This window comes from Blastomonas sp. CCH9-A1, assembly GCF_001557175.1.
Classification (GTDB): domain Bacteria; phylum Pseudomonadota; class Alphaproteobacteria; order Sphingomonadales; family Sphingomonadaceae; genus Blastomonas; species Blastomonas delafieldii_A.
Genome location: NZ_LSHM01000032.1, coordinates 148,146 through 169,367 on the forward strand (window position 1 = coordinate 148,146; position 21,222 = coordinate 169,367).

22 protein-coding genes are annotated in these 21,222 nt (G+C 66.3%); 9 read left to right on the forward strand and 13 right to left on the reverse strand.

The window, feature by feature from the left end:
- Positions 1–112: 112 nt before the first annotated feature.
- A complete protein-coding gene (locus AX725_RS10410; RefSeq protein WP_060976911.1) occupies positions 113–820 on the reverse strand; it encodes an NAD-dependent deacylase in 708 nt (235 codons plus the stop codon).
- 52 nt (positions 821–872) lie between these two features.
- Between AX725_RS10410 and dapB the strand changes: the two genes are divergently transcribed.
- Genes dapB through AX725_RS10435 form a run of 5 tightly spaced genes read left to right on the forward strand, consistent with a single transcriptional unit; the run spans position 873 to position 4,927 of the window.
- A complete protein-coding gene (gene dapB / locus AX725_RS10415; protein ID WP_060976912.1) occupies positions 873–1,604 on the forward strand; it encodes a 4-hydroxy-tetrahydrodipicolinate reductase in 732 nt (243 codons plus the stop codon).
- A 56-nt stretch (positions 1,605–1,660) separates the two neighbouring features.
- A complete protein-coding gene (locus AX725_RS10420; protein WP_060976913.1) occupies positions 1,661–2,851 on the forward strand; it encodes a M48 family metalloprotease in 1,191 nt (396 codons plus the stop codon).
- Positions 2,851–3,555 (forward strand): aspartate/glutamate racemase family protein, encoded by a 705-nt coding sequence (locus tag AX725_RS10425; RefSeq protein ID WP_060976914.1) that lies wholly within the window; start codon positions 2,851–2,853, stop codon positions 3,553–3,555. Before AX725_RS10420 ends, AX725_RS10425 begins: the two co-directional genes overlap by 1 nt.
- A complete protein-coding gene (gene nth / locus AX725_RS10430) occupies positions 3,552–4,316 on the forward strand; it encodes an endonuclease III (protein WP_060976915.1) in 765 nt (254 codons plus the stop codon). The genes AX725_RS10425 and nth overlap by 4 nt, the downstream gene beginning before the upstream one ends.
- Positions 4,313–4,927 carry a hypothetical protein gene (locus AX725_RS10435; protein WP_060976916.1) on the forward strand — a complete coding sequence of 205 codons (615 nt, stop codon included), beginning with the start codon at positions 4,313–4,315 and terminating at the stop codon, positions 4,925–4,927. Before nth ends, AX725_RS10435 begins: the two co-directional genes overlap by 4 nt.
- 195 nt (positions 4,928–5,122) lie before the next feature.
- On the opposite strand, the gene AX725_RS10440 is transcribed toward AX725_RS10435, so the two are convergent.
- Complete coding sequence (locus tag AX725_RS10440; RefSeq protein WP_066044415.1) at positions 5,123–5,548, reverse strand: imm11 family protein; 426 nt, start codon at positions 5,546–5,548, stop codon at positions 5,123–5,125.
- Positions 5,549–6,199: 651 nt separating this feature from the next.
- Here AX725_RS10440 and AX725_RS21635 point away from each other — a divergent pair.
- Genes AX725_RS21635 through AX725_RS10450 form a run of 3 tightly spaced genes read left to right on the forward strand, consistent with a single transcriptional unit; the run spans position 6,200 to position 7,060 of the window.
- Positions 6,200–6,328, forward strand: coding sequence for a hypothetical protein (locus tag AX725_RS21635; protein WP_269454092.1), 129 nt, complete (start codon positions 6,200–6,202; stop codon positions 6,326–6,328).
- Between the two features lie 10 nt (positions 6,329–6,338).
- Entirely contained in the window at positions 6,339–6,647 is a 309-nt protein-coding gene (locus AX725_RS10445; protein ID WP_060979078.1) for an alkylphosphonate utilization protein, read from the forward strand.
- Between the two features lie 5 nt (positions 6,648–6,652).
- Positions 6,653–7,060 (forward strand): DoxX family protein, encoded by a 408-nt coding sequence (locus tag AX725_RS10450; RefSeq protein WP_081097121.1) that lies wholly within the window; start codon positions 6,653–6,655, stop codon positions 7,058–7,060.
- 6 nt (positions 7,061–7,066) lie between these two features.
- Here AX725_RS10450 and AX725_RS10455 read toward each other — a convergent pair whose 3' ends face one another.
- Positions 7,067–7,528: a MarR family winged helix-turn-helix transcriptional regulator gene (locus AX725_RS10455; RefSeq protein ID WP_060979079.1), complete on the reverse strand. Its 462-nt coding sequence runs from the start codon at positions 7,526–7,528 to the stop codon at positions 7,067–7,069.
- Positions 7,525–7,950, reverse strand: coding sequence for an organic hydroperoxide resistance protein (locus tag AX725_RS10460; protein ID WP_060979080.1), 426 nt, complete (start codon positions 7,948–7,950; stop codon positions 7,525–7,527). Before AX725_RS10460 ends, AX725_RS10455 begins: the two co-directional genes overlap by 4 nt.
- A gap of 201 nt (positions 7,951–8,151) precedes the next feature.
- On the opposite strand from AX725_RS10460, the gene AX725_RS10465 reads away from it, so the two are divergent.
- On the forward strand, positions 8,152–8,757 hold the full coding sequence (locus AX725_RS10465) for a lysophospholipid acyltransferase family protein (RefSeq protein ID WP_060979081.1): 606 nt from the start codon (positions 8,152–8,154) through the stop codon (positions 8,755–8,757).
- 21 nt (positions 8,758–8,778) lie between these two features.
- On the opposite strand, the gene nadA is transcribed toward AX725_RS10465, so the two are convergent.
- From nadA to AX725_RS10510, 9 genes are all read right to left on the reverse strand, one after another.
- The gene (nadA, locus tag AX725_RS10470; RefSeq protein WP_060979082.1) at positions 8,779–9,786 is read right to left on the reverse strand and encodes a quinolinate synthase NadA; all 1,008 of its coding nucleotides are present in this window, start codon (positions 9,784–9,786) and stop codon (positions 8,779–8,781) included.
- 85 nt (positions 9,787–9,871) lie between these two features.
- Positions 9,872–10,642 (reverse strand): hypothetical protein, encoded by a 771-nt coding sequence (locus AX725_RS10475; protein WP_060979083.1) that lies wholly within the window; start codon positions 10,640–10,642, stop codon positions 9,872–9,874.
- 49 nt (positions 10,643–10,691) lie between these two features.
- Complete coding sequence (locus tag AX725_RS10480; RefSeq protein ID WP_060979084.1) at positions 10,692–11,591, reverse strand: MBL fold metallo-hydrolase; 900 nt, start codon at positions 11,589–11,591, stop codon at positions 10,692–10,694.
- 88 nt (positions 11,592–11,679) lie between these two features.
- Positions 11,680–13,533: a M56 family metallopeptidase gene (locus AX725_RS10485; RefSeq protein ID WP_060979085.1), complete on the reverse strand. Its 1,854-nt coding sequence runs from the start codon at positions 13,531–13,533 to the stop codon at positions 11,680–11,682.
- On the reverse strand, positions 13,530–13,901 hold the full coding sequence (locus tag AX725_RS10490) for a BlaI/MecI/CopY family transcriptional regulator (RefSeq protein WP_060979086.1): 372 nt from the start codon (positions 13,899–13,901) through the stop codon (positions 13,530–13,532). Before AX725_RS10490 ends, AX725_RS10485 begins: the two co-directional genes overlap by 4 nt.
- Before the next feature lie 231 nt (positions 13,902–14,132).
- Complete coding sequence (metZ, locus tag AX725_RS10495) at positions 14,133–15,341, reverse strand: O-succinylhomoserine sulfhydrylase (protein ID WP_060979978.1); 1,209 nt, start codon at positions 15,339–15,341, stop codon at positions 14,133–14,135.
- A gap of 82 nt (positions 15,342–15,423) precedes the next feature.
- Positions 15,424–15,966 (reverse strand): hypothetical protein, encoded by a 543-nt coding sequence (locus AX725_RS10500; protein ID WP_060979979.1) that lies wholly within the window; start codon positions 15,964–15,966, stop codon positions 15,424–15,426.
- A gap of 8 nt (positions 15,967–15,974) precedes the next feature.
- Positions 15,975–16,655 carry a YadA-like family protein gene (locus AX725_RS10505; protein WP_286132165.1) on the reverse strand — a complete coding sequence of 227 codons (681 nt, stop codon included), beginning with the start codon at positions 16,653–16,655 and terminating at the stop codon, positions 15,975–15,977.
- A 3-nt stretch (positions 16,656–16,658) separates the two neighbouring features.
- Positions 16,659–21,080 carry a hypothetical protein gene (locus AX725_RS10510; protein ID WP_066119140.1) on the reverse strand — a complete coding sequence of 1,474 codons (4,422 nt, stop codon included), beginning with the start codon at positions 21,078–21,080 and terminating at the stop codon, positions 16,659–16,661.
- Between the last annotated feature and the right edge of the window lie 142 nt (positions 21,081–21,222).

Here is a 21,222-nt window from a genome sequence, read left to right on the forward strand (position 1 = left end):
TGCCACCTTGTCGCAGCGGTGAGGGTGGTGGTGCCAGTTGGCGCCCAGGCATGATCCGGCACGATCACCCCCACCCAACCCTCCCCCATCGAGAGGGAGGGCCCTGCGCGCATCATCCCTGACCCAGCATCTCGCCGACCCATTCGGGCACCAGCTTCGTCGCCGGGCCGTGGCGCGATTCGTGGAAGAAATAGCTGCCCTGGCTCGGCTCGAGATTGAGCTCTAGCGTCATCGCGCCGCGCGCCCGCGCCTCGCGCACGAGGCCCGCAGCAGGATAGACCGCGCCCGAGGTACCGATCGAGACAAACAGGTCGCACGCGCCGACGGCTTCGTAGATCCGCTCCATTTCGTACGGCATCTCGCCGAACCAGACAATATCGGGGCGCAGCTGCCCGGCCACGCCGCATTCGGGACAGGCGGGCCGGTCGATCAGCGGTTCGCGCCATTCGGGCCGCGCATCGCAGGCGAGACACCAGGCGGTCAGATGCGTGCCGTGCATGTGCAGCAACCGGCTTGCACCAGCGCGCTCGTGCAAATCGTCGACATTCTGGGTGATGATCAGCAGTTCGCCCGGCCATTCGGCATCGAGCCGGGCCAGCGCCTCGTGCGCGGCATTGGGCTGCTTGGTCTGGATCGCCTCGCGGCGCATGTCGTAGAATCGCAGCACCAGATCGGGATCGCGCACGAACGCCTCGGGCGTGGCGACATCCTCCACCCGGTGCTGCTCCCATAGACCGCCCTCGGCGCGGAAGGTGTCGATGCCGCTTTCCGCGCTCACGCCGGCGCCGGTGAGGATGACGATGCTGGGAATCTTTGCCATGAGCCAGGCAATAGGGCATTGGCCGGGCGAATTACAGTCTGAGGAAAGACGGATGACGCGTATCGGGATTATCGGGCTTGCGGGCCGCATGGGCCAGGCGCTGGAAAGCGCGATTGCGGAGGGCGGCGCAAGCGTTTCGGGCGGCATCGATCAGGGCGGCGATCCGCTGGCGCTGGCAAAGGAGAGCGACGTGCTGGTCGATTTCTCGGTCCCCCAGGCACTCGAGGCCAATCTCGACGCGGCGGTCGCGGCGAATGTGCCCATCGTCATCGGGACCACGGGGCTGGAGGAACGCCATCACTGGCTGATCGACAGCGCTGCCGATCACATCGCCGTGCTGCAGACGGGCAATACCTCGCTCGGCGTCACCTTGCTCGCGCATCTGGTCCACGAAGCCGCGATCCGGCTCGGCGAGGACTGGGATATCGAGATTGCCGAAATGCACCACCGCCACAAGGTCGATGCACCCTCTGGGACTGCCTTGCTGCTGGGCGAGGCGGCAGCGCGGGCGCGCGGGCTCGACCTCGCACGCGACAGCGAGCGCGGGCGCGATGGCGTGACCGGCGCACGGGCACGCGGGGCGATCGGCTTTGCGAGCTTGCGCGGCGGATCGGTCGCGGGCGACCATACCGTCTATCTGGCGGGCGATAACGAGCGGATCGAACTCACCCATCGCGCCGAAAGCCGGATGGTGTTCGCGCGCGGTGCAGTCAGGGCGTGCTTGTGGCTGCACGACCAGCCGGCAGGGCGTTACACCATGCCGCAGGTGTTGGGGCTGGCTTGACGACCATCACGCCTCCGCTTAAGCCTGTGTTATAACAGCAATACAGCGGGGCAGGCATGGCATTCGATCCGGAAGCGGCAACCAGGGCGTATATCGACGGGCTGGGCGCGGAAGCGCTCGCCAAGGCCGCCGCCTATACGGCATCGAGCGAATGGATGATCCTGGGCGGGCTGGTCGTCACACTGGTCGTCACCCTGATTCTCGTGCGGCTGAAGCTCACCGATCGCATCTGGGCGCGCCTGGAACGGCGCGGCTGGGCGCTGCGTACCCTGCTGACGGTCGCAGGCTTCTCGGTAGCCTCCACCGTGCTCGGCCTGCCCTGGACGATCTATTCGGACTGGTGGCACGAAAAGAGCTATGGCCTGACCAGCCAGCCGCTCGGCGATTTCCTGAGCCAGGGCGCGATCGCGATGACGATCAGCACCGTGATGGGCAGCCTGTTTCTGCTCGGCGTCTATGCGCTGATGCGGCGTACCGGCCAGACCTGGTGGCTCTGGTCCGCCGGCCTTGCCGCGGCGGCGGTATCGGCAGGCCTGCTGCTGGCGCCGAGCCTGATCGAGCCGCTGTTCAACCAGTACAAGCCGATTCCCGAGGGACCGGTGCGCGATGCGGTGCTCGATATGGCACGCCAGGTCGATATCCCGGCGGACAGGATCTTCATCTATGACGGATCGCGCCAATCGAACAATTTCACCGCGAACGTCTCCGGCATCGGCAGCGCCGCGCGGATCGCCATCTCGGATGTCGCGCTGAAACAGGCCTCGCTCGACGAGGTGCGCGCGGTGACCGGGCACGAGATCGGCCATTATGTGCTCGGCCATGTCTGGCGCTCGGTCGGGGTGCTGAGCCTGCTCGTGGTCGTGCTGTTCTTCCTTGCCGATCGCCTGCACCCGCGCCTTGCCCGCGCGCTGGGCAGCCCGACCACCGATATATCCGATCCGCGCGGCCTGCCGGTGCTGATGCTGGTGCTGTCGATCCTGGGCACGCTGGCGCTGCCGGTGACCAATGCGCTGACCCGGATCGGCGAGAGCGAGGCCGACGCCTATTCGCTGCAGATGGTCAACCTGCCCGATGCTCTGGCGGGTGCGCTCGTCAAGACCGCCGAATATCGCTACCCGCGCCCGCATCCCTTGCAGGAAATGCTGTTCTACACGCACCCCTCGGTCGAGCGCCGCGTGCGCAGCGCGATGGAATGGAAGGCGAAGCATCCCGCAGGCAAGCCAGCGACCGCCACGGCCAATCCCTGATGCGCACCATCGGCCTGCTCGGCGGGATGAGCTGGGAGAGCTCGGCGCATTATTATCGCCTGATCAACCAGGCGGTGCGCGAGGGACTCGGCGGCACGCACAGCGCGGCAAGCGTGATGGTCTCGGTCGATTTCGCCGAGATCGAGGCGCTGCAACATGCTGGCGATTGGGATGCGCTGACCGAGCGAATGATTGCTGCTGCACGCCAAGCCGAACGCGGCGGGGCGGAGCTGCTGGTCGTCTGCACCAATACCATGCACCTGATGGCCGATGCGGTTCAGGCAGCGATCGGCATCCCGCTGCTGCACATTGCCGATCCGGTCGGCAGCGCCATAACAGCCAAGGGGCTAGCCAAGGTCGGGCTGCTGGGCACCGGTTTCACCATGGAACAGCCTTTCCTGCGCGATCGGCTGGCGCAGCGGTACGGGCTGGACGTGATCGTCCCAGAAGCGGCGGACCGGCAGGACGTGCACCGAATCATCTATGACGAGCTGGTGCGCGGGATCGTGACCGAAGAGTCGCGCACCACCTATCGCGCGATCATGGCGCGGCTCGCAGAGGCCGGCGCGCAGGCGATCATCCTGGGCTGTACCGAGATCATGCTGCTGGTGCGCGAGGAGGACAGCGCCGTGCCGCTGTTCGACACGACCACGCTGCACGCCCTTGCCGCGGTGGACATGGCTCTGGCACAAGCGGCGCCATGAACAAGGCCGACACTTTCGAATTCTACCGCCGCCTCGCCGAAACCAATCCCGCACCGGTGACCGAGCTGGAATATGGCAACCATTTCCAGCTGCTGGTCGCGGTGGTGCTCTCCGCCCAGGCGACCGATATCGGCGTCAACAAGGCGACGCGCGCGCTGTTCGAAAGCGTCAAGACGCCCGAGCAGATGGTGGCGCTGGGCGAGGAAGGCCTCAAGCAGCACATCAAGACGATCGGGCTGTTCAACAGCAAGGCGAAGAACGTCATCGCACTGTCCGAGGCGCTGATCGAGCGGCATGGCAGCGAGGTGCCGGAGGATCGCGATGCGCTGACCGCGCTGCCCGGCGTCGGGCGCAAGACCGCCAATGTCGTGCTCAACGCGGCGTTCGGGGCGGAAACCTTTGCGGTCGACACGCATATCTTCCGCGTCGGCAACCGCACCGGGCTGGCGCCGGGGCGCACCGTGATCGATGTCGAGCGCGCACTCGACAAGGGCACGCCGGGCCCGTTCCGCGTGCACGGCCATCACTGGCTGATCCTGCACGGTCGTTATATCTGCAAGGCACGAAAGCCCGAATGCTGGCGCTGCCCGGTCGCGGACCTGTGCCGGTTCAAGCCCAAGCCCGACGGCCCCGATGCGCCGATCCCCAAGGCGGCGAAGAAGCACCGTGCCAACAAGCCCGCGCCCGCGCGCAAGAAGCGGGTGCGCAAGATTGCCCCCGGCTCGACAACAGCGCCGCAATCGACCAGCGTGGCGGAATGACCCGTCTGCACACCCGGTCCGCCCTTGCTCTGCTGCTGTTCGCGCTCGCCGGTTGCGCCACCACCCTGCCCCCCGCTGACCCGCAGGCTGCGTTCATGGCCAGCCTCGCGCAGCATTGCGGCAAGGCCTATCCCGGACGGCTGGTGAGCACCGACCCTGCCGATGCCGATCTCGCCGGCAAGCCGATGATTGTCCATTTCCGCGCCTGCAGCGCAAACCGGATGGAAATCCCCTTCCATGTCGGCACCGCGAACGGCGGCTGGAACCGATCGCGCACCTGGATCATCACCCGGACCGGGACGGGCCTGCGCCTCAAGCACGATCACCGCCACGAGGACGGCAGCATCGACAAGGTCACCCAGTACGGCGGCGACACCGCCAGCCCCGGAACACCCGGCCAGCAGATATTCCCGGTCGATGCCGAAAGCATCGCGACGTTCCGCGCGCAGGGCCTCGGCGCATCGGTGACCAACAGCTGGATCGTGGGTATCGACGCGCGCACCTATGCCTATGCCCTGCGCCGCCCCGACGGACCCGCTTCGCGCAACTTCCGCGTCGAATTCGACCTCACGCAGCCGGTCGCCCCACCGCCTGCCCCCTGGGGCTGGTAGGGGTGGCTGTCGTTGGCTTTCGGAATGGGCACTCTGACGGTCATAGTGGAATGGCAGCTTTGGTCTCCGTGCGGACAAAAGCGGAAGTTCTCTCATCGACCCCAAAGCGGACATAAGGCGCAAGCTCAAGCATTGCCTCTTCGACCAATTCGCGTGATGCTCCAAAGCGGGCGGACGGGGCTTCGCCACAAGCCATCACACTGTCTCCAGTTTGCTGGCAGCAAAGGCAGCTAGATTAAGTGAAAGCAAGGCTTCCGCAGCCTCATCGGAGGCGTAAATGCCACCACCCATCAGGTGCTTGTCGCGCCAGAAATGATATCCTTCGGTCTGCTTCTTGCTGTGATAGAGTTTGGCATCAGATATCCGCACTCGTTCGCCATCCTCCAACCAATTCGACATCCATAGAGCTCCTTTCTTGAGCACCAATGTCGTATGCTCGCGATCAACGCCGTCGATCCGGTTGCACACCACCCACAGCCAGCGCTCAGCGACCTTTTCTTTCGCGTTGTTCACCACTGTGATCGGAAAGAACTGGTGTACCTCGGGCTCGAACCGCTCGACCACTTCCTTGAAGCGCGAGGAGACGCAGATAAAGCCCGGTGGACCTTCAAAGTCCGGCACTTTATTGCGAGAAATCCATTGAAGCCGTGTTGGTATATTGGTCGTACTGATTCGAATCCTGCAAGGGCTTTCGCAGTAGGACTTATTAGAGGCGTCGTTATCGGGCCAATATCTTCTAGCCATTCCAGTTTAGATGGATCTCCATCCAAAAAGTGCATCATCGGATGTTTTTCCCACGGGCATTTGTAGCCAATCAGATAAACCAACGGTCTCTCCATTGAAATTCCGCACCATTGATCTGCGCTCGCTCAAATTCAATCCAGTTTTGCGGCAGGCGCGGTGCAAAGCGACAGCGAACGTCCTCCAGGCATCCGAAAGGAGGAAAGAACCATCAATGCGTTTCGAGTTTGATGACGCAGGAACCATCAAATCAAACGCAAGCAGGACTTTCACACGCTTAGCCTGCGCCGGTTAAGCAATGCTTTTTGGGCATGTCTGCTTTCCACCCATTTGTTGCCATTCGTGCTGTTTGAGACTTTCCCCAACAGCGGACATCTCCAAAAGCTTCGGAGAACTGTGACGCCTGAGCCTTGTCTCCTGTAACGCGCTTGCGAAACCGAGGCTGTGCCATGCTCGCGAATTGTCGCGCTTTGCACGGCGATTGGCGCTATGGCGGTGATCCGGGCGCACCGCCTGGACAAGGAACAGACCATGGCTAAGGGCCAGAAGAAATCGAACCGCGAAGTCCGCAAGCCCAAGGCCGAAAAGCCCAAGCCCCAGAACGCCTCCAACCCTTCGACCAAGCCCGGCGGGCTGAACATCGTGACCCTGAAGAGCTGAAAGACCGCTGATGCTACCCCCGGATGGCGAAGACTATGTCTATGACGAGGCGAGCGGCGAATGGATCGCTCCCGGCGAAGCGGTCGCTGCGCCGCGCGATGAGGGCGTCGAGGTCCGCGATGCGGTCGGCAATCTGCTCGCCGATGGCGATCAGGTCACGCTGATCAAGGACTTGAAGGTCAAGGGCGCGGGCCAGACGCTCAAGCGCGGCACGCTGATCAAGGCGATCCGGCTGACCGGCGACGCGCAGGAAATCGACTGCCGGTTCGACGGCATCAAGGGCCTGGTGCTGCGCGCCGAGTTCGTCCGCAAACGCTGACCGTTATGCCGCGCCAATCGCCCGTCCGCACCGGATTTCGCTGGCTGCTGGCGCTGATCTATTTCGCTGCCGGGGTCATCCACATCCGCTCGCCCGGGGGTTTTGTCGCGATCACGCCCGATTGGGTGCCCAGCCCGCACGCGGTGGTGTTCTGGACCGGGGTCGCGGAAATCGCAGGCGCGGTCGGGCTGATGATCCCGCGGCTGCGCTTTGCCGCAGGCATCGGCCTTGCGCTCTATGCCCTGTGCGTGTGGCCTGCCAATTTCAACCACGCGATCAATGACATCGCGATCGGCGGCATGCGGCTTCCCTGGACCTATCACGGCCCGCGGCTGATGCTGCAGCCCGTGATCATCTGGTGGGCGCTCTGGGCAGGCGGGGTCACCGACTGGCCCTTCCGCAAGCGCCGCTGAGCGCGGTCAGCCGACCCCGCCAGGGGCAGCCAGCATCGCAACCAGTCTGCGCACGCCCTCGCGAAGCTCGTCGAGCCCCTCGGGCGAGCGGCCGCCCGCGATCGTCTCGGGCACGTGCAGCGCGTCAGCCCGCAGCGCCCTGCCCCGCTCGGTCAGGCCGATAAGCACGCGCCGCTCGTCCTCGGCATCGCGGGTACGGCTGACCAGGCCAGCCGCCTCCATCCGCTTGAGCAGCGGGGTCAAAGTCCCGCTGTCCAGATACAGCCGCGCGCCCAGCGACCCGACCGTCTGCGGCTCGTCTTCCCACAGCACCAGCATGACCAGATATTGCGGATAGGTGAGCCCCAGCGGCTTGAGAACCGGGCCATAGAGCCGGTTCAGCAGGTTGGTGGCAGCGTAGAGCGGGAAGCACACCTGCCGATCGAGCAGAAGCGGATCATCGCCCGTCGCTGCCACCGTGCCGGTCATTGCGCGAACACGCTGATCTTGACGTCGACATTGCCGCGCACGGCGTTCGAATAGGGGCAGACGGCGTGCGCTGCCTGAACGATCTCCTCGGCCTTGGCCTGATCGACGCCGGTGATCTCGACCTCGAGCGCGACGGCGAGCTGGAAGCCGCCCTGTTCGGTCGGCAGCAGGCTGACCTCGGCGGCGACCTCGATATCGCTGTCCTTGACCTGCTCCGCCTTACCGCGCGTCACATGGATGACGGCGTTTTCGAAACAGGCGGCATAGCCCGCGGCGAACAGCTGTTCGGGGTTGGTCGCGCCGCCCTTGCCGCCCAGTTCCTTGGGCATGGCGAGCGCCAGGTCGAGAATGCCGTCCTCGCTCTTGATGGTGCCGCTGCGGCCGCCATAGGCGTTGACGCGGGTGGTGTAGAGAGTGCTCATTTTCGGCTCCTTTTTGTCCGGGTATGACAGTTATGTAGGGATCAATTATATTGCACACAATATGACTGATCGATGTGATACCAAATTTATCGGCGCCGATTGTCGTGCGGTTGATCTCGCCGCGCGATTGCGTCACTAGGCGACAGGTGCCTGCCGCTACGGCTATCTCGCTGCAAGCGGCAAGGCGCGACCGGGGGTAGGATGACCAAGGCAAGCCAGGCGTCGCGCTCGCGCGAGCCATCGACCGCGCATCTCGGCTGGATGGCGCGCGCACTCTATGCACTGCTGATGTTCATCTATCGCCGCCACCGGTTCACGGCTGTGGGCACGCCACCGCCCGAGCGGCGCTATGTCATCATCGCGGTGCCGCATACCAGCAACTGGGACTTTCCTAACTATATGGGCGTGACCCGCGAGCTGGGCCTGCAGACGCATTTCATGGCCAAGACCTCGCTGTTCCGCTGGCCGTTCGGCAATTTCATGCGGCAGATGGGCGGCGTTCCGGTCGATCGCAGCGCGGCGGGTGACATGGTGCAGCAGATGATCGCCGAGTTCGCCGCGCGCGAGGACTTCATCCTGACCATCGCGCCCGAAGGCACGCGCAAGACGGTCGATGCCTGGCGCACCGGCTTTTACCGCATCGCGCATGGCGCGGGCGTGCCGATCGTCTGCGGCTTCATGGATTATGGCAACCGGCGCGCAGGCCTGGGCCCGGTGATCCACCCCACCGGCGATTACGAAAAGGACATGGCCCCCGCCTTCGCCTTCTATTCGGCGATGGCGGGGCGCAATGCGGTGCACAAATAGCGCCGGCGGCGCCGGGGCCGGTCAGCCCTGATGCGCGAGATCGGGGCGACCGAGATCGCCCTGCCCCACCGTGCTGCTCGCCATTTCGAGCATCCGGTCGAGCGATTTCTTCGCCTGGAGGCGCAGCTCCTCGTCCAGCTCGATCCGCGGCTCCAGATCGCGCAGCGCGACATAGAGCTTTTCCATCGTGTTCAGCGCCATGTAAGGGCAAATATTGCAGTTGCAGTTGCCGTCCGCGCCCGGCGCGCCGATGAACGTCTTTTCGGGCACCGCCTTTTCCATCTGGTGGATGATGTGCGGCTCGGTCGCGACGATCACCACCTCGCTCGGCGTTTCCTTGGCGAATTTCAGGATCGCGCTGGTCGATCCGACCATATCGGCATGGTCGATAATGTGGGCCGGGCATTCGGGGTGCGCGGCGACCGGCGCGTCGGGATATTGCGCCTTGAGCTTGAGCAGCTCGGTCTCGCTGAACGCCTCGTGCACGATGCACACGCCCGGCCAGAGCAGCATCTCGCGGCCCAGCTTGCGCTGCAAATAGCCGCCCAGATGCTTGTCCGGGCCGAAGATGATCTTCTGGTCCGCAGGAATCTGGCTCAAGATCTTTTCCGCCGAGGACGAGGTGACGATGATGTCGGACAGCGCCTTCACCTCGGTCGAGCAGTTGATATAGGTGAGCGCGATATGATCCGGATGCTGCGCGCGGAACGCGGCGAACTTGTCCGGCGGGCAGCTGTCCTCAAGGCTGCAGCCCGCGTCGAGATCGGGCAGCACGACGATCTTGTCGGGCGACAGGATCTTGGCGGTTTCGGCCATGAACTTGACGCCGCAAAAGGCGATCACGTCCGCATCGGTGTCCGCCGCGATCCGCGACAGTTCCAGCGAATCCCCGACGAAATCGGCAATATCCTGCAATTCGGGCTTCTGGTAGTAATGCGCCAGAATGACCGCGTTCTTCTCCTTGCGCAGCCGGTCGATCTCGGCGCGCAGGTCGAGACCGGAGAGGTTTTCGCGGGGTTGTGCAGTCATGGCAGATCCTCAACACGGGGCACCCATGCCCCTTGCGCCCCTGTCTAGACGGGAGGCGAGCCCAGGGCAAATGGTCGATGGCGCGTTACATGGGGGGCGGCGGCGGAAATGCCATACCCGCAATGGCTTCGCCCGGGTGACCCGCGACTGTCCAGCCGTAAATCGCATCGCCCAAAGCGGTCGGTGCGACCAGGTTCACCACTGGAATCGGCAGCAGTATCGCGACAATGCCCCAGAGATAGGCAGGGTGCCAGCGCACGCCGTGCCGCAGATCGCGAACGACCCCCGCCAGCGGGAAGATGAGGGCGCACAGCAAGGGGATTTCCCAGGCATGGGGCACCAGCAAGGGTGTCGGCAGCAGCCGACCCAGACCGGGGTTGAGCAAGGTCGCCATGGCACACAGCTGCAGCCGCATATGCCAGTCGCGCTGGTGCCGCAGCCGCAGCGCCGCGACGATCAGGCACCCGAACATCAGCAGGTTGACCGGATTGGCGATCAGGAAATGCTGCGGCTGGAAAAAGAACGGCGTGATCCCGCGTTGCACGACATCGATGGTGATCCAGAAGCCGAGCGCCATCATCAGCAGCACCCAGACGGCGGTGATGCGGCCAAGCAGGCGGTGTGCGCCATGCGGTCCCTGCACCGCCAGCCAGGCCTGCGCGGTGAACAGCAGCACCCAGCCCATGAAGACGATGCCATGCACATGCACCAGGGGGCGTGCGGCAAACGTCGATCGCCCCATTGCGAGGTGCAGGCTGAATCCCGTGACCACGAGCAGCGCCATGATGGTCGCCGACCATGCATAAAAGGGTTCGGCCGCAGCCGCACGTTGTCGCAGAACGCCGGTAACCGCCATGTTTCGACTCCCCCCGGACCCGGCGGGAGCATAACGCGGAACCAGCGATTTACGAAACGCTGTTTGCGGCCTCGGGCGCGCCTGCGACCAGCCGCCACAATTCGCCATCGCGCATCACAGCGCCGCGATGTTCGAGATCGATCAGATGCGCCAGCACCGAACGACCCGCCGCGCCGTAAAGCCGCGCATCAAGGCCCTTGTACATCTCGGGCACCATGGCGGGGATGGTCTGCGCGCCAGCTTCGAGCTGACGCAGCACCTGGCGTTCGCGCTGCTTGCGATGGCCCATCATGCCACGCACCAGCTGCGCCGGGTTCTCGACCGCAGGCCCGTGCGCGGGATAATAGATCCGGTCGGAGCGCTCCTGCAGCTTGGCGAGGCTCGCCATATAGGCGGCCATGTCGCCATCGGGCGGCGAAATGACGCTGGTCGACCAGCCCATCACATGATCGCCAGTGAACAGCGCGCCGCTTTCGACCAGCGCGAGGCACAGATGGTTGCTGGTATGGCCCGGCGTCGCGACCGCCTCGATCGTCCAGCCACTGCCCGAGACGCGCTCGCCATCGGTCAGCACCCGGTCGGGCGCGTATGTGGTATCGAACGCCTCGTCGGCGCGCGGGCCATCGTCGGACAGGATCAGCGGCGCACAACCGATGATCGGTGCTCCGGTGCGGGCCTTGAGCGGCGCAGCGGCGGGACTGTGGTCGCGGTGCGTGTGCGTGCACATGATGGCAGCGATGCGGGCATCGCCCACGGTCGCGAGGATCGCATCGATATGCGCCTCATCCGCCGGACCCGGATCGATGACCGCGACATCTGCGCCGTCGCCCACGACATAGGTTTGGGTGCCGGTATAGGTGAAGGGCGAGGGGTTGCCCGCGAGCACGCGGCGGACAAGCGGTTCGAGCGGCTCGGCAAGGCCGGTCGGCAGGTCAGCAGGCAGTTCCATGCGGCCTAGGTGGCACCGATGGCGCAGAAACGAAAGGGGCTGCGCAACTTTTGCCGCGCAGCCCCTTTTGCCGATCGGTTCTCGGCGGTTACCAGGTCCGCGCCGGCGGAGCGGGCGGCTCGGGCGCTTCGGGCGGCTCGGGAATGCGGCTTATCTCGCGCCGGACCTCGCCCATGTCGCGGCGGACATCGCGGCGAACCTGACGGCGCGCCTCGGCCAGGCCAGCCCGCATTTCGCGCAGACCTTCATCGAGGCCGCGCAGCGCTTCGGCGCGATCCTCGGCGCTCAGATTCGGGTTGCGGCGGATTTCGGCGCGCGCACGCTCCATCGACTTGCGGCCCTCGGCCATGCCGCGCTCGATCTGCGCGGCGATCTCGGCCTCGTCGGGCGTGACCTGGCCGCAGGTCACGACCTTGGTGCGGGTCACCTGGCCATTGCGCGTTTCGGTCTGCGTCATGAACGCCGCCGACCTGGACTTGCCTTCGCAATCGGTGGTCTGAATGCGCAGCGTATGATTGTCGCCCAGCTCGATCACATTGTCACCCGGCGATCCCCGGCGCACCATGACCCGCGAGGCTTGCGCATAGGCGCTGGCCCGTGCGCCTTCACGCTTGGCTTCCGCTGCAGCCCAGGCCGCCTGGCCCGCGGCACGATCTGCTTCGGCACGGGCACGATCGGCTTCGGCAACCGCAAGATCGGCGTCGGCAAGCGCACGGTCGGCATCGGCGCGCGAACGCTCAGCGTCAGCAGCCATGCGGTCCAGCTCCTTCTGGCGCGCGGGACGGTTGAGGCGCAGCACCACCTTCTTCCCGTCGTCGCGGCGCAGCGTGTAGACATAGACGCCGTCATCGACCTTGACCGACGGTGCCGCAGGCGCTGCCGGTGCGTCAGGAGCATCAGGCGCAAGCGGCGCTTCGGGTGCTTCGGGCTCGACCGGCTGCACCGCATAGCTAACCGTTGCGGTCATCGCCATCGCGGTGACAAGACCGCCGCCGATCAGCGAGCCGCCCAGCCATTTGCGGCCTTTCGAGGTTTCCGACTGCTTCATGATCTTCAGCCTTTCGACAATCTTGTCCTTGGGGTTCAAGGGGCTGGCAAAAGCCAGCGTCTGGCCGGTCGCCGCCTTGGCGATGGCGCGGGCATAAGCCTGGCGCTCGGCACTGGTGCGGCGGCGCAGCACGCGCGCATCGCACGCGGCTTCCTGGTCGAAGCGGAAGGCGCGCCAGGCCATCCACGCTACGGGATTGAACCAGTGCAACGACAGCATCGCCAGCGCGGCAAAGTTCGCCCACAGGTCGCCCGCGCGGTGGTGGCTGCGTTCATGTGCCAGTGCCAGCTCGCGCTCGACCGGGTTGTAATCGCGGGTAAAGCCGATCGGCAGCGCGATATAACGCTGCCACAGGCCGAAGGCGAAGGGGCCGGAAATGCCCGCAATCTCGATCACGCGGATATCATCAATGCGCGCGACCTCGACCGCATCCTCGAGCAACTCACGCCGGTTCTGCAAATAAGCGGAAAGCTGCGCGATCAGGAAAATCGCCGCGCCGCACAGCCACACCGTCACGCCGATTGCGAACCAGTCGGCATTGGCGAGCAGGGTCTGCACCAGGCTCGGCTCGGGCATCGCGTCCGCGGGGGCCGCCATGGCCGCAGGGATGATGGTTCCGGCACTCTCGACTGCCTCGGTCGCGACCGGCGCGGCTGGCGCGCTCACCTTCACCTCGATGGTCCTGGTCAGCGGCGGCATGAACAGCCGCGCCAGCGGGATCGCCCAGAGTGCATAGGCGAGTTCCGCGCCGAAATGCTTCGCCACCGGACGACGCAGCACCAGCACCAAAGCCATCAGCGCGGCGGTGACGATCAATGTGTCGACCAGCCACTCGCCGGCCACCCCATGCGCAAAATCGCTAAGCGATTGAAATGCGAGCCACTCCCCGATCATGACTTCAACTCCCCGATCAGCCGTTCGATTTCGGCTAGGTCCTCCGCCGTGAATTTCTGCTGTTCTGCCAGATGCGCGATAAGCGGCGCGGCGCGTCCGCCGAACAGCCGATCGACCAACCGCCGCGATTCATCGCCGACATAGTCTTCGCGCGCGAGAATGGGGCTGTAGAGATAGCGGCGGCCGTCCTGATCATAGGACACCGCGCCCTTGTTGGTGAGCCGCGAGAGCAGCGTCTTGACCGTCTGCAACGACCATTCGCGCGCATCGGCCAGCGCGTCCGCCACCTCGGTCGCGGTGAGCGGCGCGCGCTGCCACAGCACCTCCATCACCGCATGTTCCGCATCACTGATCCGTTCGGGAGCCATCGATTCGCCTTCACCTGTTGCAGGAGATACGACTACGGGTGTAATCGATTCGACTACGGCTGTAAACGGTGAATTTGGTCGGATGGGATCAAGGGTGTTTTTGCAGACGCCCACCCACCCCTAACCCCTCCCTTTCAGGGAGGGGAACGCACATGATTTAACCGTTTGCGCAGCCTGCTCCCCTCCCTGGAAGGGAGGGGATGGGGGTGGGTGCTGCGCGGCCAGTGGGGCTTACAGCCCCGCCTTGCCCAGCGCGCGGTCCAGGTCCTCGATCACGTCGTCGACATCCTCCAGCCCGACGTTGAGCCGCAGCATGTCCTCGGTGATGCCGACCGCGAGTCGCGCCTCCTCGCCCAGGCCGTGGTGCGTGGTCGAGCTGGGATGGGTCATCAGCGAGCGGGAATCGCCGATATTGTTCGAGATATCGACCAGTTCGAGCGCGTTGAGCAGCGCGTGCGCGCGGGCCCTGCCGCCGCCGACATAGAGCGAGAAGATCGGCCCTGCGGCCTCCATCTGCGCCATGGCGAGATTGTGCTGCGGATGGCTTGCCAGACCCGGATAGTTGACCCGTTCCACCCGGCCCTCAAGGAAGCGCGCGACCTTCAGCGCATTGTCGCTCTGGCGGCGGATGCGCAGGTCGAGCGTCTCGAGCCCCTTGAGCACCACCCAGGCATTGAACGCGCTCAGCGTCGGCCCGGTATTGCGGGTAAAGGGCAGCAGCGTGTTGGTGATGAAATCCTCGGTGCCGCAAACCGCGCCGGCGAGCACGCGACCCTGCCCGTCCATCATCTTGGTCGCGCTATAGGCGACGACATCGGCGCCATATTCCATCGGCCGCTGCAGCACGTTGGTGGCAAAGGCATTGTCGACGACGCTTACGATGCCGTGCGCGCGGGCGATCTCGCACACGGCCTTGATGTCGATCACGTCCATCGTCGGGTTGGCAGGCGTTTCGAAGAAGAACACCTTGGTGTTCGGGCGGATCGCCGCCTCCCATTGGTCGAGCTCGCGCCCGTCGATGATCGTGGTCTCGATGCCGAACTTCGGCAGCAGCGAGTCGGTGAGCCAGCGGCACGATCCGAAGAGCGCGCGGCTGGCAACGACATGGTCGCCCATCTGGAGCTGGCAAAGCAGGGCGGCGGTCATCGCGGCCATGCCGCTCGCCATGCAGCGCGTGGCCTCCGCGCCCTCCATGAGCGAGATGCGCTTTTCCAGCATCTCGACCGTGGGATTCTGCAACCGGCTATAGGTCATGCCGTCCTGCTCGCCGTTGAAGCGCGCGGCGGCATCCTCGGCGCAATCATAGGCAAAGCCCGAAGTCAGGAACAGCGCCTCGGAGGTTTCGCCGAACTCGCTGCGCGCGGTGCCACCGCGGATCGCGCGGGTGGCGGGGCGCCAGCGGCTGGTGATGGCGGGGTCTTGTCCGGATCTGCGCTTCATGGGGATAGCCTGTGAACGATGAAAAACCGCGCGCTATATGCGCGCGGATGCGGGCGGGGGGAAGCGGGAATTGCGCCCCAGGTCAGCGGGTTGATGTCCGCCCCCGCTCCGGCGCTTCCTCGGATGCGATCGCCTGCGGGCTGATCGAAACGCCATGCAGCCGCCAGCGCCCCTCAACCCACTGGAAATAGAAGTCGAAGAAGATCGCGGTGGGCCGCAGGCCGAAATAGCCGCGCACGCGGATCACGCCCGGCTCCACCACCGAAGGCGGCTCGGTATAGGTGGGGGCGAGGAGCAGCGCGTTGGATAGATCGACCCGGCTTTCGCGGATGCTGGCGAAAATCTCGCCCAGCCGCGCGGCATTGTTCATCACCTGAAAGCCCGGCGAGGAAATATCGCGCAGCACCGAATAATTGCCCGAAAGATTGGCATGGTGGACCGCCGTCATGGTCGACCAGAGCAGCTTGGCGAGTTCAAGCTCGCTCGGCACCGGTTCGACCGAGATCGGTGGCTGCGCGGCCTGGGGCGCACCCTGAGCCGATGCCGCACCGGGCAGAACCAGCGCCGCAGCGGCAAGCAAAAAGGCCGGGACAAGGCGCCCCGGCCAGAAGTTCGAACCTGTCATACCCGTCCTTACCAGGCGATCTGGAAGCCGCCGCGCGCGCCCACCGAACCGCTGTTGAAGCCGGTACCGATACCGGCGGAAACCGAAGCATTCTCCCCGACCCGGGCGGTGATTGCCATGGTCAGCGAGGCCTGGTCCTCATAATAGCCGACACCGCCCGACAGCGCAAAGTTGGTGCCTGCAGGCAGTGCGGGCGATTCCATGGCGAGCGCCATCGCCACGCCCTCGTTGGCCCGGTTGATCGCCCGCCGGTTGATCTCCGTCAGGTCGAACAGCGTGTTCACCTGGCCGGTGAGCGCGGTGACCTGCGCATTGGTGGCGAAATTGCTCACCGCAGGCCCTGCGCCCAGCGTGCCGCTGGCATCGGTGGTAACGATCGAGGTGGTGCCCGATTGCGCCGCGGTGCTGGCAGCAAGATCGCCGATCGTCACCGAGCTTCCCGTGCCGCCCAGCTTGATCTGGTTGGCGCGGTTGGCCGTGGCACCGTTACCGATAGCGACCGAATTGGTGAACGCGGCCGAGCTCTGGTTGCCGATGGCAATGGCACCGGCGCCAGAGGCGATCGCCGCCTCACCCACCGCGACCGAGCGGACGCCCGATGCCACGGCAAGATGGCCGAGCGCGGTCGCGCGTTCCGCCGTCGCTTCCGAACGCCAGCCATAGGCGGTGGCCGCCGTGGCCGTGGCCAGCGCCTATGGCTGGCGTTCGGAGGTCGAGGCTCCGGTGGCCTGGGTCGCGCGGCCCGAGGCACCGTCGCGGTTGCCGCCGATCGCGATCGCATCGCCGCCGCTGGCAATAGCCGTGTTGCCGATGGCGACAGCGTTGGTACCGCTGGCGACCGACTGGTTGCCAACCGCGACGCTGAGATCACCCGAAGACGCTGCAGCCTCACCCACGGCGGTCGAGCGCACGCCGCTGGCATTGGCGAGATGGCCGAGCGCGGTGGCGCGTTCCGCCAGTGCCTCGGCGCGCCAGCCAAAAGCGGTGGCGGCGGTGGCAGTGGCAAGCGCACGACCACCCACGGCCGTGCTCGATTGCGCGGTGGCCGCAGCGCTGAGGCCCATGGCGACCGCTTCGACCCCGGTCGACCGGGCATCGTTGCCGATGGCGATGGCGCCGGTACCCGATGCCACGGCCCCCAGCCCATCGGCATCGTCACCATCCTCGCCGATGGCGATCGAGCGCGCGCCGGTCGCGCGCGAGTTGGAGCCATAGGCCGCCGATCCCGCGCCGAGCGCCTGTGCATCCGCGCCGACGGCGGTCGAGCCCGAGGCGATCGCGCCCGCACCGATCGCAGTGGCACCGGGGCTCAACGCCTGAGCGTCGGTGCCGACGGCCGTCGCATCGACCGCGCTGGCCACCGCGCTGTTGCCCACGGCCACCGCATCTTCCGCGCTGGCCCGCGCGCCGACGCCTACTTGCGTGCTGTCGACACCCGTGCCGATGCCCGCACCCGGAGGTGCGGAGGCGACCGCGATCAGATTACCCGCCGAATCGATCGTCAGGAAGAACTGCTGGCCGGCAGGAACGATGCCCGCCAGGCCCGCGAACCGATAGCTGTGGTTGGCCGCGCCGAGCACGAACTGGTTGCTCGCGGTGGCGACCGATCCGTTGCCGATGGCGACCGAGTTGATAAAGGCTCCGGTCGAAGCCAGATTGCCGATCGCGATCGAGAAATCGCCGCTTGCCGTCGCGCTCTTGCCCAAGGCGAGTGAGCGGACGCCGCCCGCCACCGCCTGATGCCCGACCGCCAGCGACAGTTCGCCCGTCGCCCGCGCCTGCCAGCCGAAGGTCTGCGATCCCCGGCCCGAAGCTACCGCTTCGCCGCCCACCGCCGTGGCGTGGAAGCCCGAGGCATTGGCCTGGTCGCCGATTGCAACCGAGTCTTCATCGCCTGCGCTGGCCAGATTGCCGATCGCGACCGACGTGCCGAGCGAGGCGGTGTTGGCGCTGTCGGTCGTGGCCTGGTTGCCGATCGCGACCGAATTGGCGGCAGACGCAACCGCGCTCTTGCCGACGGCAGTCGAGCGGACGCCCGTCGCTTGCGCCTGGTGCCCCGCTGCCAGCGACAGTTCGCCCGAGGCGCGCGCCTGCCAGCCGAAACTCTGCGCCCCACGGCCCGATGCAACCGATTCGCCACCCACCGCCGTGGCGTGGAAGCCGCTGGCATTGGCGAGATCGCCGATCGCGACCGAATCCTCGTCAGTAGCGCTGGCCTGATTGCCGACCGCGACCGAGGTCAGCGCGGTCGCGTTGGCGGCTTCACCAACCGCCAGCGAGCGCACGCCCGTGGCATTGGCAAGGTGGCCCAGCGCATGCGCGCGCTCGGCATCGGCATTGGAGCGCCAGCCAAAGGCGGTTGCTCCAGGACCGAAGGCATCCGCCTCACCGCCGATCGCCACGGTCGAATTGCCGATCGCGCGCGCGCCGGTCCCGGCATCGTCGCCGCCGATGGCAAGCGCGTCGATCCCTTCAGCCCGGGCATTGTCACCCGCCGCAATGGCAGAGGCGCCCGTTGCCGTCGCTCCCGCCTGGGTACTGTTGACTGCGAAATAGTTGAGCCGTGCCGCATTGGCCGTGGTGGTCGCGGCGACCGCGTTGAGCTGGCCGACATTGACCGCATCGGTCAGCGCCGTGCCGGCTGCAACATTGGTGATGGCCCGCTCGGCGCCTGCAGCCCCTACCGAGACGGTATTGGCGCGATCGGCCACCGATCCCGAGCCCAGCGCAACCGCATTGGTCGCCGTGGCACTCGCGCCATTGCCCAAGGCAACGCTGTTATCGGCGGCGGCATTGGCGCGGCTGCCGAGCGCGCTGGCATTGGCCCCGCCCGCCTGCGCGCTCTTGCCGACCGAGGTCGCCTCGAGCCCGGCGGCATTGGCCTGATGACCGACCGCCACAGCGGTACGGCCCGAGGCATTGGCCTGCCAGCCGAAGGCCTGGCTGCCCACGCCCGAGGCGACCGATTCGCCGCCGATTGCGGTCGCGTGGAAGCCCGAGGCGTTGGCGAGGTCGCCCAGCGCCACCGCATCTTCCGCCGTCGCGCGAGCGCCATTGCCGATGGCCACCGCGGTGCCCGTCGAGGCGGCACCCGAGGGCGTTGTGCCGTCCGCCGTCACCGCGCCGTTGCCGATCGCGACCGAATTGAGACCTGCCGCATTGGCGCGGCTACCGACCGACGTCGCGTTCGCCCCGCCAGCCTGCGCGCTCTTGCCGACCGAGGTGGCCTCGAAACCGGCGGCATTCGCCTGGTGCCCGACCGCAACGGCGGTGCGCCCCGAGGCATTGGCCTGCCAGCCGAAGGCCTGGCTGCCGACGCCCGAGGCCACCGATTCCCCACCAATTGCGGTCGCATGGAAACCGCTCGCATTGGCCAGATCACCCAGCGCCACGGCGTCCTCGGCAGTGGCCTGTGCGGCATTGCCGATGGCGACCGCTGTGCCGGTCGAGGCAGCGCCCGAGGGCGTGGTGCCGTCTGCCGTTACCGCGCCGTTGCCGATCGCGACCGAGTTGATGCCGGCAGATACGGCCGCGTTGCCCGCCGCAAGCGAGTTCACGCCCGAGGCGTTGGCGCGGCTGCCCAGCGCCGAAGCGTTGGCGCCGCCGGCTTGAGCGCTCTTGCCCACCGAGGTCGCCTCGAAGCCTGCAGCATTGGCCTGATGACCCACTGCAACGGCGGTGCGCCCCGAGGCATTGGCCTGCCAGCCGAACGCCTGGCTGCCCACGCCAGAGGCCACCGATTCCCCGCCAATCGCGGTCGCGTGAAAACCGCTCGCATTGGCAAGATCGCCCAGCGCAACGGCATCCTCAGCCGTGGCCTGCGCCAGATTGCCGACAGCCACCGCGGTGCCGGTCGAGGCCGCGCCCGAGGGTGTCGTGCCGTCTCCCGTCACCGCGCCGTTGCCGATCGCGACCGAATTGATGCCTGCCGCATTGGCCCGGCTGCCGAGCGCAGCAGAATTGGTGCCGCCCGCCTGCGCGCTCTTGCCCACCGAGGTCGCCTCGAAGCCTGCAGCATTGGCCTGATGACCCACTGCAACGGCGGTGCGCCCCGAGGCATTGGCCTGCCAGCCGAACGCCTGGCTGCCCACGCCAGAGGCCACCGATTCCCCGCCAATCGCGGTCGCGTGAAAACCGCTCGCATTGGCAAGATCGCCCAGCGCGACGGCATCCTCAGCCGTGGCCCGTGCGCCATTGCCGATCGCCACCGCCGTGCCGGTCGAAGCCGCGCCCGAGGGCGTGGTGCCATCTGCCGTCACCGCATTGTTGCCGATCGCCACCGAGCTGATGCCCGCCGCACTGGCGCGACTGCCCACCGCCGTCGCGTTGGCGCCGCCTGCCAGCGTGCTCTTGCCGACCGAGGTCGCCTCGAACCCGGCAGCATTCGCCTGATGACCGACTGCGACGGCGGTGCGCCCCGAGGCGTTGGCCTGCCAGCCGAAGGCCTGGCTGCCTACGCCCGAAGCCACCGATTCACCGCCGATCGCCGTTGCATGAAAGCCGGAGGCATTGGCGAGGTCACCCAGCGCCACCGCATCCTCCTGGGTTGCCCGCGCGGCATTGCCGATAGCGACTGCCGTCCCCAGCGACGCTGCACCGGAGGGCGTCGTTCCGGCGGTTGTGGTCGTCGATCCGGCACCGATTGCAATGCTGCTCTGCGACGAGGATGTGGCAGCCGTCCCGATGGCAATGGCGAAGCTGGCCGAGGCCGTCGCCGAATCGCCGAAGGCATGGGATTGCTGGCCCGAGGCATTGGCGAACGTCCCTACCGCTGTGGAAAAATTGCCCGAAGCAGATGCAGCCGGGCCGATCGCGGAAGACTGGACACCGGTCGATACCGAGCGCGCGCCAACGGCCACGCTGAACGTGCCACTCGCGCTGCTCTGGTTGCCGACCGCCGTCGCGCCCGCGCCGCTCGCAGTTGCATTCACGCCGCATTCGGTGCTTTCGGGCACATCGTCTGCGTTCCCCGCGATCCCGTCAGGTCCGGCATTGGCGTTGCAAGGCGCGGTGGCATCGGCATAAGCTGGGCTCGCGATCGCGATGGCTGCAGCACTTGAGGCCAGAAAAAGCGTGGCACGCAACGCTTTTGCGTTGTTGGGGAAAGATTTCATGGGACCGCTCCTTGCTCGATGACAAGGCGGGTTTGCCCCCGGCTATAACTTTACTCATGCGACCCTGTTCGCCGAGTGGTCGTTAACCAGCCGTCGCGAAATCTATCAGAGCGCGCCCGATGCGCAACCCCAAGAAATCGCC